Annotated in this window: 11 protein-coding genes; 2 read left to right on the top strand and 9 right to left on the bottom strand. The window is 34.5% G+C overall.

Going from position 1 to position 17,115, the window contains the following annotated elements; translation table 11 throughout:
• Positions 1-143: 143 nt before the first annotated feature.
• Together ABEB23_RS10755 and pheT are read right to left on the bottom strand one after the other, a co-directional pair.
• Entirely contained in the window at positions 144-689 is a 546-nt protein-coding gene (locus ABEB23_RS10755) for an ExbD/TolR family protein (protein ID WP_348812599.1), read from the bottom strand.
• 350 nt (positions 690-1,039) lie between these two features.
• Positions 1,040-3,460 carry a phenylalanine--tRNA ligase subunit beta gene (gene pheT / locus ABEB23_RS10750; RefSeq protein ID WP_348812598.1) on the bottom strand — a complete coding sequence of 807 codons (2,421 nt, stop codon included), beginning with the start codon at positions 3,458-3,460 and terminating at the stop codon, positions 1,040-1,042.
• Between the two features lie 263 nt (positions 3,461-3,723).
• Here pheT and ABEB23_RS10745 point away from each other — a divergent pair, with 263 nt between their 5' ends.
• Positions 3,724-5,229 carry an aldehyde dehydrogenase family protein gene (locus tag ABEB23_RS10745; protein ID WP_348812597.1) on the top strand — a complete coding sequence of 502 codons (1,506 nt, stop codon included), beginning with the start codon at positions 3,724-3,726 and terminating at the stop codon, positions 5,227-5,229.
• 77 nt (positions 5,230-5,306) lie between these two features.
• Positions 5,307-5,681 carry a DUF779 domain-containing protein gene (locus tag ABEB23_RS10740; protein WP_348812596.1) on the top strand — a complete coding sequence of 125 codons (375 nt, stop codon included), beginning with the start codon at positions 5,307-5,309 and terminating at the stop codon, positions 5,679-5,681.
• 1 nt (position 5,682) lies between these two features.
• Here ABEB23_RS10740 and ABEB23_RS10735 read toward each other — a convergent pair whose 3' ends face one another.
• From ABEB23_RS10735 to recG, 7 genes are all read right to left on the bottom strand, one after another.
• On the bottom strand, positions 5,683-6,606 hold the full coding sequence (locus ABEB23_RS10735) for an AraC family transcriptional regulator (RefSeq protein WP_348812595.1): 924 nt from the start codon (positions 6,604-6,606) through the stop codon (positions 5,683-5,685).
• Between the two features lie 76 nt (positions 6,607-6,682).
• Positions 6,683-7,546, bottom strand: a complete 864-nt coding sequence (locus ABEB23_RS10730) for a bestrophin family protein (protein ID WP_348812594.1) — start codon at positions 7,544-7,546, stop codon at positions 6,683-6,685.
• A 15-nt stretch (positions 7,547-7,561) separates the two neighbouring features.
• Positions 7,562-8,875, bottom strand: a complete 1,314-nt coding sequence (locus ABEB23_RS10725) for a TolC family protein (protein ID WP_348812749.1) — start codon at positions 8,873-8,875, stop codon at positions 7,562-7,564.
• A 132-nt stretch (positions 8,876-9,007) separates the two neighbouring features.
• Positions 9,008-12,103 carry an efflux RND transporter permease subunit gene (locus tag ABEB23_RS10720; RefSeq protein ID WP_348812593.1) on the bottom strand — a complete coding sequence of 1,032 codons (3,096 nt, stop codon included), beginning with the start codon at positions 12,101-12,103 and terminating at the stop codon, positions 9,008-9,010.
• 97 nt (positions 12,104-12,200) lie between these two features.
• Positions 12,201-13,256: an efflux RND transporter periplasmic adaptor subunit gene (locus tag ABEB23_RS10715; RefSeq protein WP_348812592.1), complete on the bottom strand. Its 1,056-nt coding sequence runs from the start codon at positions 13,254-13,256 to the stop codon at positions 12,201-12,203.
• A gap of 297 nt (positions 13,257-13,553) precedes the next feature.
• Entirely contained in the window at positions 13,554-14,645 is a 1,092-nt protein-coding gene (locus ABEB23_RS10710) for a fatty acid desaturase family protein (protein WP_348812591.1), read from the bottom strand.
• 80 nt (positions 14,646-14,725) lie between these two features.
• Entirely contained in the window at positions 14,726-16,834 is a 2,109-nt protein-coding gene (gene recG / locus ABEB23_RS10705) for an ATP-dependent DNA helicase RecG (protein WP_348812590.1), read from the bottom strand.
• Between the last annotated feature and the right edge of the window lie 281 nt (positions 16,835-17,115).

The raw sequence follows: 17,115 nt of genomic DNA, 5'->3' as shown, positions 1-17,115 counted from the left end.
AGCAATGTGAGGCTTTTTTTATACTTAAGATTTTTAAGAGCTGTTTCCTGCTATCCATTGCAATCTTTATGGTTTTAAAGAAAAAACCATAAAGGATTTCCATTGCTATCAGGGCTAAGTATCCGTTTTCACAAAAAACTAATTTATTTTACAGCTAACAATTTTGATTCCTCAGGAGTAAAATCATTTACAATTACATAAGAACTTATATCTGTAATTGCCATTTCATCTAGAATATCAACTAAATTTTTATAATTACATTTTTTACTTGGTTTTATAATTACAACAACTCCTCTTCCAGGTTTTCCCATTTCAGCAGAATATTCAAGCATTGTTTTATTTTGATTTAATAATTCTTTACGAATTCCTTCCTTGCCATATTTCACTTCTTTTGGAGCTTGTATTGGAACAGCTAATAATCCCATATAAGTTATCAATTTGTTATTTTCACCTAGTAGTATGGTTAAAGAACGATTCTCACCACCACAACCAGACCACCGACAAGTAAAATCATTATTTGGCAATGATAAGTCTATTATTTTTGGCCTGGATAATTCACTTGTTAGCATAAAAAATACAATCAACAAAAAAGAGACACTTACCATGGCAGTTAAATCAACTCTTGAATTTAATTTTTTACTTCTAACTTTTCCCATTTTTCTTCTAAACTCATTTTTATACTCTCTCATAATTTAAATGCATTTAAGAAATTACTATTTATGTGAATCAATATGTTAAATATAAGAAAATTCATAACACAAAGACAGTTGTAAATCCATTTTAAACATTTAACTCATTTTAGGTTACAGTAAAATATTCATCTATTAAAACTAATTTCATTTTTTAAAATCAAACACAATTAAACGAAGAAAATTAAATCGAAACCAGAAAATCTAAAAACCCGGAAGACTATCCTAACCCATCATTGTACCTGGAAAAATAAATACTGAAGATATTGCCCTATCTAGTTAACATGGTTTAAAAAAAAATCCCAATACTTAAATTAGTATTGGGATTTTTAATTTTTATAAAAAAGGGCTTATCTTAAACTCGCCCCAAGTTCTGTCTCAAAATTCTTTTGCAGTTTCTCCATAATTTTATCAATTTGAGCATCTGTCAAAGTTTTTGAATTATCCTGAATTGTGAAACTCAAAGCGTATGATTTTTTGCCTTCCGGAAGATTTTTTCCTTCGTATACATCAAATAAATTAATGTCTTTCAAAAGTGCTTTTTCAGTTTGTCTAGCAATGCTATAAATACTGTCATAAGTAACACTTTGATCTATAAGCAACGCTAAATCTCGACGTACTTCTGGATATTTTGGTATTTCGGTATACTTAATTTTGTTTGAAATCATTTTCAAGATTACTGCCCAATTAAAATCAGCGAAAAACACTTCTTGTTTGATTCCAAAATGTTTTAAGATTGATTTTTTTACCACTCCAAATTCAACCAATGAGTTATGACCACAGCTAACAGCAATTCCTTCTGAAAAAACATCTGAAGTCACAGGTGTATTTTGCGTTTTTTGAATACCCAGTCTGGAAAGAATAGCTTCAACATATCCTTTAAACAAGAAGAAATCAGATGTTTTTTGAGCACTAGTCCAACTTTCCTGATTTCTGTTTCCAGTTAAAAACAAAGTCAAATGTTTGTGTTCTTCGTATCCTGACAAGAATTTATGATACGTTTTACCAAATTCAAATAATTTTAAATCAGCATTTTTTCGATTGATATTATATGAGATTGCTTCCAATCCTGAAAACAACATTGACTGACGCATTGTGGCCAAATCATTACTCAATGGATTGAGCATGGTCACATTATGCTCTTCTTTAAGTACCTCCGAAAGTTGAACATAAGAGGCAGTTGTCAATGAATTAGCCATTATTTCGTGAAATCCTTGCGAATTCAGCTGTGCAGCTACACTGTTTTGTACCTTATAATCTTCTGTTCTTGGAGAATTAGAAACTGTTGCATTCAATTTATTTGAGAAATTGATATTGTTATATCCATAAACCCTAAGGATTTCTTCGATAACATCAATTTCTCTTTGAACATCAACGCGGTAGGCTGGAATTATCAAACCTAATCCGGAATCAGATACACTGTTTACTTTAATATCTAATGAAACCAATATTTTTTTAATGGTATCTTTTGGAATTTCCTGACCAATAATTTTAGCTACTTTGCTAAAATGCAACAACACACTAAAATCTTCAATTTTCTTTGGATATACATCAATAACATCCGAAGTAATTTCTCCTCCCGCTACTTCCTGAATTAATAGAGCAGCACGTTTTAATGCATATTCCGTGATTGTAGGATCAATTCCTCTTTCAAAACGGAAAGAAGCATCTGTATTTAATTGATGTCTTTTGGCTGTTTTACGAATACTTACAGGGTTAAAATAAGCACTTTCAAGGAAAATGGCATTTGTATTCTCTGAAACTCCTGATTTTTTTCCTCCAAAAACACCCGCAATACATAACGGTCCTTTTTCATCACAAATCATTAAATCTTCCTCGTGTAAGTTTCTTTCGATATCATCAAGAGTAGTGAATTTTGTACCTGTAGGAAGTGTTTTAACAATAACTTTTCCGTTTATTTTTGAAGCATCAAATGCATGAAGTGGCTGACCTAATTCGTGTAAAACATAATTAGTAACATCCACAATATTATTTTTTGGATTTAATCCAATCGCTTTCAATCTGTTTTGCAACCAAGCCGGAGATGGTTTTACCGTGATTCCAGAAATAGTTACACCGCAATATCTTGGAGCCAGTTTAGACTCTTTAACATCGACATCAATTTTCAAAATTCTTTTATCAACCCTGAAATTACTTACCGAAGGGGTAATCAATTCTACGTTAACTCCACTTTGCAACATTCCGGCTCTCAAATCACGGGCAGTCCCTAAATGACTCATCGCATCGGCACGATTGGGGGTTAATCCAATTTCGAAAACTTCATCATTCTCAATTTTGAAAACTTTTGCTGCAGGAGTTCCGGCAACTATTTCATTGTCAAGAATCATAATTCCATCATGACTTTCACCAAGACCTAATTCATCTTCGGCACAAATCATTCCGTGGCTTTCCTGTCCACGTATTTTTCCTTTTTTAATAGAAAATGCAACTCCTTCTTTATCATATAATGTAGTACCAATTGTAGCGACAGGTACTTTTTGCCCTGCAGCAACATTACTGGCCCCACAAACAATCTGAACAGGAGTTCCGTCTCCCAAATCTACAGTTGTAACCTTTAACCGGTCAGCATCGGGATGAGGCACACAGGTAAGAACATGTCCTACTACAATACCTTCTAAACCACCTTTTACCGATTGATATTTTTCAACAACTTCCACTTCCAAACCCAAATCGGTTAGTAAAGCAGCAGTTTCTTCTGATTTCCAGTCTATTTTAATGAATTGTTTTAACCAGTTGTAAGATATTTTCATCTGTCAATTTTAATGAGACTGCAAATATAAGGATTGCAGTTTGGAGTAAGAAACAATTTTTTTTGTTTTTTCTGAGCGATTTAGAGCATTTACGATTAATTAAAAATATTAATTTTTCAATTTTAACTCAAAATATTTGTTAATTATATAATAAAATAACAGTAAAAAAACACATATGAAAATTTAATGCTATTAGTTGCAACAATAGTGCTATTATGGTGATTTTTATCAGGCTACTTTTGAATAAATTAAAAATAAAAAAGATGAGCAACATAGCACAAAGACCTGAATTTAAGGCAACGTATGATAATTATATCGGAGGAAAATTTGTTGCACCAATTGGTGGGCAATATTTTGATGTAGTTTCTCCCATTGACGGAAAAGTATTTACCCGAGCTGCACATTCTACCAAGGAAGACTTGGCTGTAGCTGTCGATGCAGCACATGAGGCTTTTCAAACCTGGGGAAAAACCTCTGTTACGGAACGCAGTATATTACTAAATAAAATAGCGCAAGTAATTGAAGACAATCTGGAATATATAGCAGCGGTTGAAACTATTGATAATGGAAAGGCTATTCGTGAAACTTTAGCGGCTGATATTCCTTTGGCAATAGATCATTTCAGGTATTTTGCAAGTGTAATTCGTGCAGAAGAAAGTTCTATAGCCGAACTGGATTCACAGACTGTTTCCATAGCCTTAAGCGAACCTTTGGGGGTCATTGCACAAATTATTCCATGGAATTTCCCTATTCTCATGGCGGTCTGGAAACTAGCTCCAGCATTGGCTGCAGGAAATACGGTTGTTTTAAAACCAGCAGAAAGCACACCCATTTCTATTATGGTATTGATGGAACTGATTGGTGACATTCTTCCTCCAGGAGTTGTAAACATAGTCAACGGTTTTGGTGCCGAATTGGGAAGAGCTTTGGTAACCAATAAAAAAGTCTCCAAGGCAGCCTTTACCGGTTCAACCACAACCGGGCGTTTGGTAATGCAATATGCTACAGAAAACATTATTCCGGTTACATTGGAATTGGGTGGAAAATCACCTAATATCTTCCTAAAATCAGTGGCAGACGCTGACGATGATTTTTTTGACAAAGCTGTAGAAGGCGCTGTTATGTTTGCCTTAAATCAAGGCGAAATCTGTACCTGCCCATCCAGACTATTGGTTCACGAAGATATTTATGAGCAGTTCATCGCTAAAGTAATCGAAAGAACGGCAGCGATCAAATTGGGGAATCCATTAGACAAAACAACAATGATGGGAGCACAGGCTTCATTAGTTCAAAAAGAAAAAATTCTTTCTTATATTAAATTAGGAAAAGAGGAAGGGGCTGATCTACTTATTGGCGGTGAAGAAAACAAAATGGGAGGAAGTTTTGACGGTGGTTACTATATTAAACCGACCATATTTAAGGGACATAACAAAATGCGTATTTTCCAAGAAGAAATCTTTGGGCCGGTATTAGCGGTTACTACTTTCAAAACTACCGAAGAAGCAATAGAAATCGCCAATGACACCATGTATGGCTTAGGAGCAGGAGTATGGACACGTGATGCTCACGAAATTTATCAGGTTCCAAGAGCTATACAAGCTGGTCGTGTATGGATTAATCAATACCATGCTTATCCTGCTGGCGCTCCTTTTGGAGGATACAAACAATCAGGTATTGGTCGTGAAAATCATAAAATGATGCTGGGACATTATCGTCAGACCAAAAACATGTTGATTTCTTACGATAAGAAAAAATTAGGTTTCTTTTAATAATGTTCAGATTATTGGTTAATCTTAAATCTGGCAGATTGCAATAATTTGCCAGGTTTTACTATAAAATATAAAAGATGATACAACGAATTAATGCAACAGAAAAAGCAATCGAATTAATCCGAATCTTGCAGGAAAAACATGGTGATTTGATGTTTTATCAGGCAGGAGGGTGTTGTGAAGGAACGCAACCGCAATGTTTTGAAAAAGGGGGATTTTACCAGAGAATGGGAGATGTCTGTATAGGCTCAGTAGAAAATACTGAATTTTGGGTCGACAAAGATTTATTCGAGTATTGGAAACACGCCCATTTCACCTTAGATGTAATTGATGCTTTTGGAGTAGGAGGATTTTCTTTGGAAACACCCTTAAAAAAAACATTCCGAATTGAATACCGAATTTTTACCCCAGAAGAAGAGCAATCGCTCGAACCCGTTAAAATTATCGAATAATCTAATTTACATGTAATAATTGGTACTGCTTTGGAGTAATCCCTTCGTATTTTTTAAACAAACGGATAAAGTAATTACTATCCTCAAATCCAGATAAATAGCATACTTCATTAATTTGGATTGTCGGATTTTGGAGCAAACGTTTGGCACATCTTATTTTCTCATGCAACACAAACTCTATCGGGCTCATACCTAATTCTCTTTTGAAAAGTCTGTAGAACGAAGTAGTGCTCATACATGATTTCTCACTCAACCGTTTTAAACTAATATTTTCCTTCAAGTTCATCCGGATAAACTCAACCACTTGTGTAATAGGATTATTAGGATCTGTAAACAAGCCGTCATCAATCGCTTTTGCGGTCTGCGTCTGAATAATACGAATTAACAATTCCTGCAAAGTCAAATCAGCCAAAGCATCTTTGGTAATCGAAGTGCTCATACACTCTTTTATCAATTTATTGATAGTTGTCGCCAACTCGACATTATTATAAAAGAAATAATTTTGATAGTTTAAATGCCAAAATTGGGAATTACCTTCTTTTGGATATCGCTCATTTAAAAAATGTAAGGTTTCCTTAATTTTGGTCTGGTCTATCGCCAATGCCAAACATTGAGTAGGATTATTTTTTGAAGCTTCCGGAAAATCTATTTTCATTTCCACATTCGAAGGAATAACAACTGTTTCTCCCGGTAAATAATCAAATCCAGGATCATCAAAAAGGTGCATTACTTTTTTCCCTCTTAGCATGCTTGTCACCACCAGATCATTGAATTTCAACGGAACCAACTGTGAAGATTCGTAGGTTTCAAATAAATTGAGTTCGCAATGATTTAACGAATAAACGGTTCTATTTTCCACGAGCGTTTTTAACGATTTTTCATTCGTCAACTGAGGGGGATTTATAAAAGCACGTTTCGAGTTCATGAGTTAATTTTCTAAAAAAGAGAATTTTAAATTTAATAAAAATAACTATCGGAATAACAAATCGTTATAAAAAATATCAAATCAATTCCTCGACATGTTTTTTGATATTCTCCGCTATTTTTTTTGTTGGTAAATCATTCGCATCGGAGCCAAAAGGATCTTCAATTTCCTCAGCGATTAACTCTAAACTGGCCAATACATAAAAAATAAAAACAACAACCGGAATCACATAATACCCCAAACTAAAAACATAACCAAAAGGCAAAGTAAGTACATAAATAAAAATAAATTTCTTTATAAATGCGCTGTAGGAGTAGGGTATTGGAGTGTTTTTGATTCGTTCACAGGCACCGCAAATATCGGTGAAAGATTGCAACTCATTATTTATAATAATGAGTTGGTCCCCCGTGATTTTTTTTGATACATATAAATCATTTACTTTCTGAAATAACATTTGGGCCACCTGATTGGGTCTGTGTTTATGATGATCAATCTCTAAATCCACATCATCAAACAATTGTTTTCCCGTATCACTGTCTTTTAAATGCTTATGCAAAATAGATGCATAACCCGGAAGCATTTTTCGGAAAAAAGCTTTGTCTTTTTCATCCGTTAAAATAGCTGATAATTTGATAGCTAAATTGCGACTCCCGTTCACTAAACCTCCCCACATTTTTCGTCCTTCCCACCAACGGTCGTAAGCGGTATTCGTGCGATAAGCTAATAATAACGAAATCACAAATCCTAACATGCTATGCATGACAGAGATATTCTTAACATGACTGTCTTCTGGTAAATTCCAATATTCAAGTTCTAAATAAGCAACAGCTCCAGAATAAATTCCGATAATAAACATCATTGGAATCAATTTACGAAAGGTATCGCCCTTACTTAGAAAAAAGATAAAGCTAATCCAGTCTTTTGGGTTATAAGAAGTCATACGATATTTTAAAATTTATTCAAAAGTAATACTTCCTGCCAATTCTTTTAACGCAAGTTCCGATAATTTAGCTTCATATTGAGCATTAGTATAACGTACTGTTGCCGTTACATAATTCAGTTGTGCTGTACGGAATTCCAAGGTAGTGATCGTCCCAATTCGGAATTTATCTAAAGTGATATCTAAATTTTGTTTGGCAATTGCTTCATTTTTTTCTTCTAAATCAATCAATTCCAAATTAGTCAGATAGGTTTGAAACGCTGTGGCCAATTGAGAATTCAATGCTAAACTTTGTTGTTCAATGGCTATTTTAGAATTCTCAATTTCAATTTTTGCAATCTTTTCGTTTCTATTTTGCGAAAATCCATCAAATACATTCAAAGAAGCCGTAAAACCATAGTTAAATCCTTTTGCAGATGACTGTGTGGTAAAACCAAGGCTTGATTCTGTTTCTGCAAAATTATATCCTGTATTGAGTCTCACTGTTGGATAACGCTCTCCTTTTATTTGTTTCAATTGTAATTCCGAAACTTTTTTGGCTATAATCTGAGATTGCAATTGTGGATTTTGTTTTTCAGCCAAAGCAGTTAATTCAGCAAGTACTAATTTAGAATCAACAGTAATCACATCCACGACTCTAAAATCGATTTTAGTATCTCGGGCAAGAATTTGGTTCAAAAGAATTTTGGTATTTGCATACGCTTCTTTTCTTCTCAAAAGTGTTACTTTGTCAGTATTCAAATCCACTTGTGCATTCAATACTTCCAATTTGGATGCTTTCCCAATAGTAAAACGATTCTGTGCCAAAGCCAATCGTTGTGTTGAAATTATAATCGTACTATCTATCGCTGCCAATTGCTGTTGTTGCTGAACCAAATCATAATATGCGTTATTGACCTCCCAAACTTTGGTCAAAACAGTAAATTTTAATTGTTCTTCGCCTAATTTTTGCAATTCTTTTAATTGATCGTATTTGGCAAACATTTTAAAACCGTCAAAAATGGTCCAATCTAAACCAACACCATAAGTCAAACTATTGTTCTTCGCATTATCAAGTTCATTAACTGTTCCGCTTGCCAAGGTTTGTGATGTATTTTGAACTCGCTTGTTATCTACTACCGAAGCAGTAACAACAGGTAGCATTCCTGCATTTCCAGTGGCCACATTTGTTTTATCAATGTCTAAATTATTGGAGGCAATTTTAATTTCGTAATTATTTTCTAATGCTGCTTTCACTGCATCTTCAATAGTCAAGATTTCTTGCGCATTACTCTCAGTGATGCAAAAGAATATCAAAATCAAACTTCGAAATAGTATTTTAATGTTCATCATAATTATATTTATTTTGACACGAATTGATTTTTATCGAATTTACATTACCGTATTTAATTTAAAAAATCCGTGTAAATCTGTTTAATCCGTGTCATCTGTGTTCCCTTTAAATTTGCAAATAAAATCTACCTATTTACCTTCTTTCTCATATTCATCAATATGGTCAAATTCAGGATAATGTTTTCGTGCTTTCGACCACATTAAATACATTGCCGGAATCACAAATAAGGTTAAAACCAAAGAAAAAATAGTACCGCCTACAATAACAACTCCCATTCCGATTCTACTGGTAGAAGCCGCACCAAGAGACATGGCAATAGGCAAGGCTCCCAATGAGATGGCTAAACTCGTCATTAGGATAGGTCTAAGACGCGCTTCAGAAGCCTCTAAAATAGCTTCTAGTTTTGGTTTTCCTTGTTCGCGTAGCTGATTTGCAAATTCAACAATCAGGATTCCGTTCTTGGTTACCAAACCAATCAACATAACCGTTCCAATCTGGCTGAAGATATTCCATGTCTGGTCAAATAACCATAAAGAGAATAAAGCTCCTGCAACGGCCATTGGTACTGTTAAAATAATAATTAAAGGATCAATAAAACTTTCAAATTGTGCTGCCAGAATTAAGAATATTAATAACAAAGCCAATCCAAAGGCAAAAGAAGTATTAGAACTACTTTCCACAAAGTCGCGGGATTCTCCACCTAAATCAGTTGTAAATGTATCGTCTAAAACTTTGGTTTTTATTTCATCCATAGCTTCAATTCCGTCGCTGATACTTTTGCCTGGAGCAAGTGCTGCAGAAACCGTAGCAGACATATACCTGTTATTATGATACAATTGTGGAGGATTACTTTGTTCTTCAATGGTTACCACATTATCCATCTGAATTAATTCTCCTTTATTGTTTTTAACAAACATGGATGTTAAATCCAATGGTTTCGAACGGTCTTTTTGATCAAATTGTCCTATGACTTGGTACTGTTTTCCGTTTCTCATGAAATAACCAAAACGCTGACCACTCAAAGAAAGTTGTAAAGTTTGCGCAATATCAATAACCGAAATTCCCAAACTTTCCGCTTTCTCACGATTAATAGTCACGTTGATTTCCGGTTTATTGAATTTCAAATTGACATCAGTCATAGAAAAAGTTTCATTTTTCGACGCCTCATCCATGAACTGCGGAATTTTTTCACGCAATTTCTCAAAATTAGGTGCCTGAATAATGTACTGAATAGGCAGACCACCACGTCTGTTTACCGCAATCGTAGGCTGTTCAATCACAGATGTTTTCGCTTCCGGATATTGACTGGTCCATTTGGTTAATTTCTCAGCAATCTCTTTTTGGGAAATGGTTCTTTTATCAGGTTCTACCAAAGAAATTCTTATGAAACCACTATTCACAGTGGAGGCTCCAAAACCAGGAGCAGTAATAACCAAACTCACCTGTTTTTCAGGAATAGAATCGTCTACAAGTTTTGAAATTTCCTGCATAAAACGATCAGTGTACTCATAAGAAGAACCTTCTGCAGTTGTCATTCTCAGTACCATTCCACTACGATCATCGTAAGGAGCTGTTTCTTTTTGCAGGAGATTAAAAAATAAATAAATCAAGCCAAAACAGGCAATCAGGATTGGGAAACTCAACCATTTCTTTTTCATGAAACGAGTTAGTGCATCTGCATAACCCGAATTTAGTTTTAGAAAATATGGTTCTGTTCTAATATAGAAGTTCGATTTTTTCTGTTCTCCACCTTTCATCAAATACGCATTCAACATTGGTGTCAAAGTCAAGGATACAAAAGCAGAAATTAATACCGCTGCACCAATGACGACGCCAAATTCCCTAAACAATCGTCCAACAAATCCTTCGAGGAAAATCACAGGAAGAAATACAGCAGCCAAAGTAATAGAAATGGATATTACAGCAAAAAATATTTCGTTAGACCCTTTGATGGCGGCCTCAATAGGAGTCATACCTTCTTCAACTTTTTTGAAAATATTCTCAGTAACCACAATTCCGTCATCAACAACTAATCCTGTTGCCAAAACAATAGCAAGTAAAGTCAGTACATTAATAGAGAATCCAAAAAGCCACATGATAAAGAAAGTCGCAATCAACGAAACCGGAATATCAATTAACGGTCGGAATGCAATGGCCCAGTCCCTAAAGAATAAATAGATAATCAATATTACCAAAACAATAGAAATCCCTAAAGTTTCAGCTACTTCAATCACCGATTTCTTTACAAAAACAGTAGTATCAATGGCTATATTTAAATGAATGTCTTTCGGTAAATCCTTTTTCAGTTTATCGAATTCTTTATAAAATTCCTTTGAAATATCTAAATAATTGGCTCCCGGAAGTGGAACAATCGCAACACCAACTAAAGGAGTTCCTGACTGTGTCATTTTAGTTTCAATGTTTTCGGCATCTAATGTAGCATATCCGATATCACTAAAACGAACGATTTTTTCTCCTTCGGAGCGAATAATTATATTGTTAAATTCCTCTGCACTAGAAAGATTACCAACTGTTTTTACCGTTAATTCTGTGTTGGCTCCCGTTATTTTTCCGGAAGGTAATTCTACGTTTTGTTTGTTTAAAGCATCGCGAACCTCCGAAACCGTACAACCATAAGATGCTAATTTGACCGGATCAATCCACAAACGCATAGCATATCGTTTTTGTCCCCAAATCTGAATTCCACTCACGCCCGGAATAGTTTCTAATCGTTGTCCGATCACATTTTCGGCATAATCACTCAGTTCTAATGCACTTCTGGAATCACTTTGAACTGTCATAGAAATAATAGCATCTCCATTGGCATCAGCCTTAGAAACAACCGGCGGGGCATCAATATCCTGCGGTAAATTACGTATCGCTTGAGATACTTTGTCACGCACATCATTGGCTGCTTCTTCCAGATTTTTATCTAAATTAAATTCGACAGTAATGTTACTACTTCCCTGGATACTCGATGAAGTTACATTTCGAATTCCATCAATCGAGTTAATGGCTTTTTCTAAAGGTTCTGTAATTTGAGATTCAATAATATCCGAATTCGCTCCAGTATAGTTCGTACGAATGGAAACTTGTGCCGGATCAATAGATGGAAATTCCCTGACTCCAAGAAAACTATAACCAATTACACCAAATAAAACAATGGCCAAATTGATAACTATGGTGAATACGGGTCTTCTTATACTTGTGGTAGATAAACTCATTTTTTTGAATTATAAATTAGTAGTTATGAATTATGAATTGTTGCCTATGGATTATATTTTTTTAAGTTCGAAAAAAATACAACCCATCATTTATAACTCATAACTTTACCTTCACCGGAGTTTCATTTTTTAAGGACATAACTCCACTGGTTAAAACAGTATCTCCTGCTTTTAAACCAGAAAGAACCAAGACAGAAGCGTCTGTGCGGGTAGCTGTTTCAATCATCACTTCTTTGGCCATTCCATTGCTGCTAATGAAAACTTTTTTCCCGTTTTGTACCGGAATGATCGCTTCAGTTGGAACCACGATGGCATCTTTAATAATATCCAATGGCAATTCTACATTGGCAAAAGTTCCTGGCAATAGTTTTCCATCTTTGTTTTCAGCTATGGCACGAACCTTCAATGTACGTGTCGAAATTTCAACTTCAGGTTCTATTGCATATACTTTAGCAGAATAATTTTGAGAAGATCCGGATACTTTAAAAGTTAAAACTGAATTTATTCTGACTTGATTAGCATATTTTTCAGGAATTGAAAATGTGATTTTCAGCTTAGCGATATTAACTAATTTTGCCACTAAAACAGTAGGGGTGATGTAAGTTCCGGGAGATATAGAACGCAATCCAATTTTTCCTGAAAATGGTGCTCTAACCGAAGTTTTTGCAATTTGCGCTTTTATTAATTGACTTTGAGCTTGTGCCGATTTATAATCTGCTCTTGCCACATCATATTCTTCTTGACTTATGGCTTCTTTTTGCAGTAAAAGTTTGGCGCGTCTTTCATTTTCAGATGCCAAACCTTCTTTTGTTTGCGCTTGAATCAATTGCGCTCTTAACTCAATATCATTTACTTTAAAAAGAACTTGTCCCTTAGTTACATTGCTCCCTTCATTAAAATAAATCCCTTCAACGATACCAGAAACTTCTGATCTGATTTCTACCTGCTCATTGGCTTCAATTGAACCTGACAAAGATAGATTGTTATCGAAAGTTTGCGTTTTCACAACGATTCCACTGACATTTATGGATTTGTTTTTTCCGTTTGGACCTTTAGAATCTCCCGATTCACTTTTATTTTCGTTAATACGGTAAACAATAAATCCAACTATTCCAATGGCTAAAAGGGCGTAAACTAAGTTTTTTATCTTCATATTTTAGGGCTAAAGTATTATTAATGTGTCATTTTAACACAACCAACAAAGTTATGTTAATGAATTCAAAAAAATAGTATGTTAATTTTTATTTAACATTTGTATATACAAATAGTAATAGTACAACTTATAAAAAACAAAATATCAAAATTTAAAGAAAAAAAATTAACATTTTAACAGACGGGAAATTAGACGCAAAAAAGTTTAAAAGGTTTAACCTAATTAGAATAAAAAAAATTAAAATTGCCTTTCGATAAAGATAGGAGGAGGCGCATTAAAAATTATCTTGATTTTCAATTACATAGTTTCCTCAAAAAAACTTCGTGGGTCAATCGCATTTTTTTTAATCAAATCATAATGAAGTCGCAAAGCTTTGAACAAGGAATGACTTTTATACGGATAGTTATATTCGTTCGCAAAATCTTTTATAATTCCGGTAAGTTGGTCTGCATACAGCGAACTGATATTTGGAAACAAATGATGCGCTACATGAAAATTGAAATTATTCATTGCATGTTTTGATATGAAATTATACCCATTCACATCATTACCCGAAATAAACTGGTGTCTTATCCAAGTTGTTGGAAGTTTGCCATTGACATCTGGTACCGGGAATTCGTTACCAACATTAGCATGCGGTGGCAGCAAAATGATCATCCCTAATAAACCACCACAAATCATTTTTATTAAAACCCCTACTAAGACTTGGCCTATACCAACTTTAAAGACCAAAATAGGAATGACAACGAGATAAGAAATGTATAGTAATTTAAAAAACCATAATTTAAAATGTTCATTTAGCGGAATTCTAATAACCTTTTTGATATATCTTCCAGAATCATAAAAATCTTTAAAATCCCTAATCAACAGCCAATTTAACATGAATAATGGATAGAGAAAAAACACCCAATAATGCTGGTATTTTTGAATAAAAGAATGTTTATCAGAAGGAAAGAGTTTTATAGGACCACCTTGTTCTATATCAGTGTCCCAACCGATAGTGTTCGGATAGTTGTGATGCATTCTGATGTGCCTGTTAACCCAGATAAAACTATTGGCGCCAACACAATCGAAAAGATACATCATTGCTTTATTCTTCCATTTCTTTTCAAATAAAGTCTGATGGCAAGCCTCATGAATAAGATTCACAAAGATTAAAATTATCAAAATACCCATGAAACCATAAAACAGATAAAACAGAAATGGTACCGATCTAAATTCCATTGCCGCCAACCAAGAAAGGAAATACAGAAAAGGCAGTAAAAAGGCCTTAATCTGGTTTTGATAATTCTTATCTTCTAAATTCAAGCGTTGTTTAACCGTTTCTTTTAATTGAATAAAATACCGGTCTTCTTCCGCGCATTTTGTAAAAGTTGGTTTTCCAAACATAAGAATAAATGTTTAAAGTTAGCATCTGTAAATTTACAAATAAATTACTTAAACAAATGATTTTAAAGCACTTAAAGAGATTAACTAATGTAATTCCAGATATTCTTCTTTTTAGTCAACTCTATAAAGACAGCTCGTAAAGTAGCATGCTCTGTTCTTTGTAATGGTGCATCATCGCGAAGTATTTTTAGGGCATAATTTCGGGCTAACATCAAAATGTCACGATCTCGAACTATATCAGCAATTTGCAAATTTAAAACGCCGCTTTGTTGAGTTCCCATCAAATCACCGGGACCGCGAAGTTTCAAATCAACTTCTGCAATTTCAAAACCATCATTGGTACCCACCATAGTCTCCATACGGGTTTTACTGTCAGCACTCAATTTGTGGCTTGTCATCAGGATGCAATAACTTTGTTCGGCTCCACGACCTACACGGCCTCGTAGCTGATGCAATTGCGACAATCCAAAACGTTCGGCACTTTCAATAATCATTACACTGGCATTAGGAACGTTCACCCCAACTTCAATTACGGTTGTAGCTACCATAATATTGGTTTTTCCTTCCGAAAATCGCTTCATCTCCGAATCTTTTTCGGCGGGTTTCATCTTGCCGTGCAGAATAGAAATGGAATATTGAGGAAGCGGAAAATCTCGGGAAATACTTTCGTACCCATCCATTAAATCCTTGAAATCCATTTTTTCAGATTCCTGAATCAACGGGTACACAATATAAATCTGTCTGCCCAAAGCAATTTCATCCCGGAGGAATTTCCAAACTTTCAAGCGATTGCTGTCAAAACGATGAACCGTTTGAATCGGTTTTCGTCCCGGAGGCAATTCATCAATCACCGAAATATCTAAATCACCATACAGACTCATTGCCAAAGTCCTTGGAATAGGGGTAGCGGTCATGACCAAAATGTGTGGTGGAATCGTATTTTTCTTCCATAGTTTCGAACGTTGTTCCACTCCAAAACGGTGTTGCTCATCTATGACGGCTAATCCTAAATTTTTAAATTTCACTTTGTCTTCCAATAAGGCATGGGTCCCGATAAGAATGTGCAAACTACCATTTTCCAGCTCTTCATGAATTATTTTTCGAGCTGCAGTTTTAGTCGAACCTGTCAGTATTTGAATTTTTATATCGAGGGTTTTAGCCAATTCCGACAATCCAATAAAATGTTGATTCGCAAGAATTTCAGTAGGTGCCATTAGACAGGCTTGAAACCCATTATCAATAGCCAAAAGCATACTCATAAAAGCTACAATAGTTTTTCCGGAACCAACGTCTCCTTGTAGCAATCGATTCATTTGGGCGTTACTACCTATGTCTGTTCTGATTTCCTTTATGACTCTTTTTTGTGCATTTGTTAGTTCAAAAGGAAGGTGATTTTGATAAAATTCATTGAAATATTCTCCCACTTTGGTAAATGGATGTCCTTTTATTTTATGCTTTCGAATCAGATTTTTAGTAATTAATTGCAACTGAATAAAGAATAACTCTTCAAATTTTAATCGGAATTGGGCTTTCGCCAAAGCATCGCTGCTTTTCGGAAAATGAATATTGAATAAAGCTGCTCTTTTGGGAATCAGTTTGAGTTCGCTAATCAAGTAATCGGGTAATGTTTCGGTAAACAAGGCTTGTGTTTCCAGAAACAATTGTTGCATCATTTTATTAATTACCCTATTACTAATCCCTCGGTTTGTCAAGGTTTCTGTTGAAGGATACACCGGTTGCATGGCCGAACGCAAGCTTTGTTCATGCTCTTTTAACAGTTCGATTTCTGGATGTGCCATGTTGAACAACCCATTAAATGAGGTGCATTTTCCAAAAATCACGCTGACTTCATTCAGTTTTAAACTTTCCCGAATCCATTTGTGTCCTTGAAACCAAACCAGTTCCATTTGTCCCGTATCATCTACAAAAGTGGCCACCAAACGTTTTCTCCCTTTGGCAAATTCAACCGTTTTTATATTGATGATTTTTCCAATAATCTGAACCTCGGCAGCATTATTTTGCAACTCGTTAATCTTGTAATAACGTGTTCGGTCTATATACCGATTCGGAAAAAAATTAACCAAATCCCCATACTTATGGATTCCCAATTCCTTGCGCAGTAATTCGCCTCGATTGGGACCAACGCCTTTGAGATATTCGATGGGAGTTTGTAGTAGGTTATTGGACATTTTAGATTTTTGGACTTATGGATTGTAGATTATTGGATTGTTAGAGATTAATAAAGCTAAACAATCATTAAATTCTTTAATCTTTCAATTTTTCAAAAAAGAAAAAGCGAAGATAGTTTATTGTTTGGAAATTTGGAAATGGGACGCTTGGAAATGGTGTAAGAAAATTTATATATTTGAAAAGTAAAAATTTGTTATTCGCAAGTAAAAAAAAAGCGTACATCTTTTTTAAACATAACTTTAAAACTCCTAATCTTAAAATAAAGAAAATTAAATTGAAT

Origin of the sequence: Flavobacterium maritimum (genome assembly GCF_040049085.1) — a bacterium.
Classification (GTDB): domain Bacteria; phylum Bacteroidota; class Bacteroidia; order Flavobacteriales; family Flavobacteriaceae; genus Flavobacterium; species Flavobacterium maritimum.
This window is presented reverse-complemented; position numbering and strand designations above follow the sequence as displayed.

What these genes read in the sequence shown, in the direction of transcription:
- ABEB23_RS10755 (WP_348812599.1), bottom strand. Translation starts at nt 689, where the DNA reads ATGAGAGAGTATAAAAATGAGTTTAGAAGAAAAATGGGAAAAGTTAGA.
- pheT (WP_348812598.1), bottom strand. Translation starts at nt 3,460, where the DNA reads ATGAAAATATCTTACAACTGGTTAAAACAATTCATTAAAATAGACTGG.
- ABEB23_RS10745 (WP_348812597.1), top strand. Translation starts at nt 3,724, where the DNA reads ATGAGCAACATAGCACAAAGACCTGAATTTAAGGCAACGTATGATAAT.
- ABEB23_RS10740 (WP_348812596.1), top strand. Translation starts at nt 5,307, where the DNA reads ATGATACAACGAATTAATGCAACAGAAAAAGCAATCGAATTAATCCGA.
- ABEB23_RS10735 (WP_348812595.1), bottom strand. Translation starts at nt 6,606, where the DNA reads ATGAACTCGAAACGTGCTTTTATAAATCCCCCTCAGTTGACGAATGAA.
- ABEB23_RS10730 (WP_348812594.1), bottom strand. Translation starts at nt 7,546, where the DNA reads ATGACTTCTTATAACCCAAAAGACTGGATTAGCTTTATCTTTTTTCTA.
- ABEB23_RS10725 (WP_348812749.1), bottom strand. Translation starts at nt 8,875, where the DNA reads ATGAACATTAAAATACTATTTCGAAGTTTGATTTTGATATTCTTTTGC.
- ABEB23_RS10720 (WP_348812593.1), bottom strand. Translation starts at nt 12,103, where the DNA reads ATGAGTTTATCTACCACAAGTATAAGAAGACCCGTATTCACCATAGTT.
- ABEB23_RS10715 (WP_348812592.1), bottom strand. Translation starts at nt 13,256, where the DNA reads ATGAAGATAAAAAACTTAGTTTACGCCCTTTTAGCCATTGGAATAGTT.
- ABEB23_RS10710 (WP_348812591.1), bottom strand. Translation starts at nt 14,645, where the DNA reads ATGTTTGGAAAACCAACTTTTACAAAATGCGCGGAAGAAGACCGGTAT.
- recG (WP_348812590.1), bottom strand. Translation starts at nt 16,834, where the DNA reads ATGTCCAATAACCTACTACAAACTCCCATCGAATATCTCAAAGGCGTT.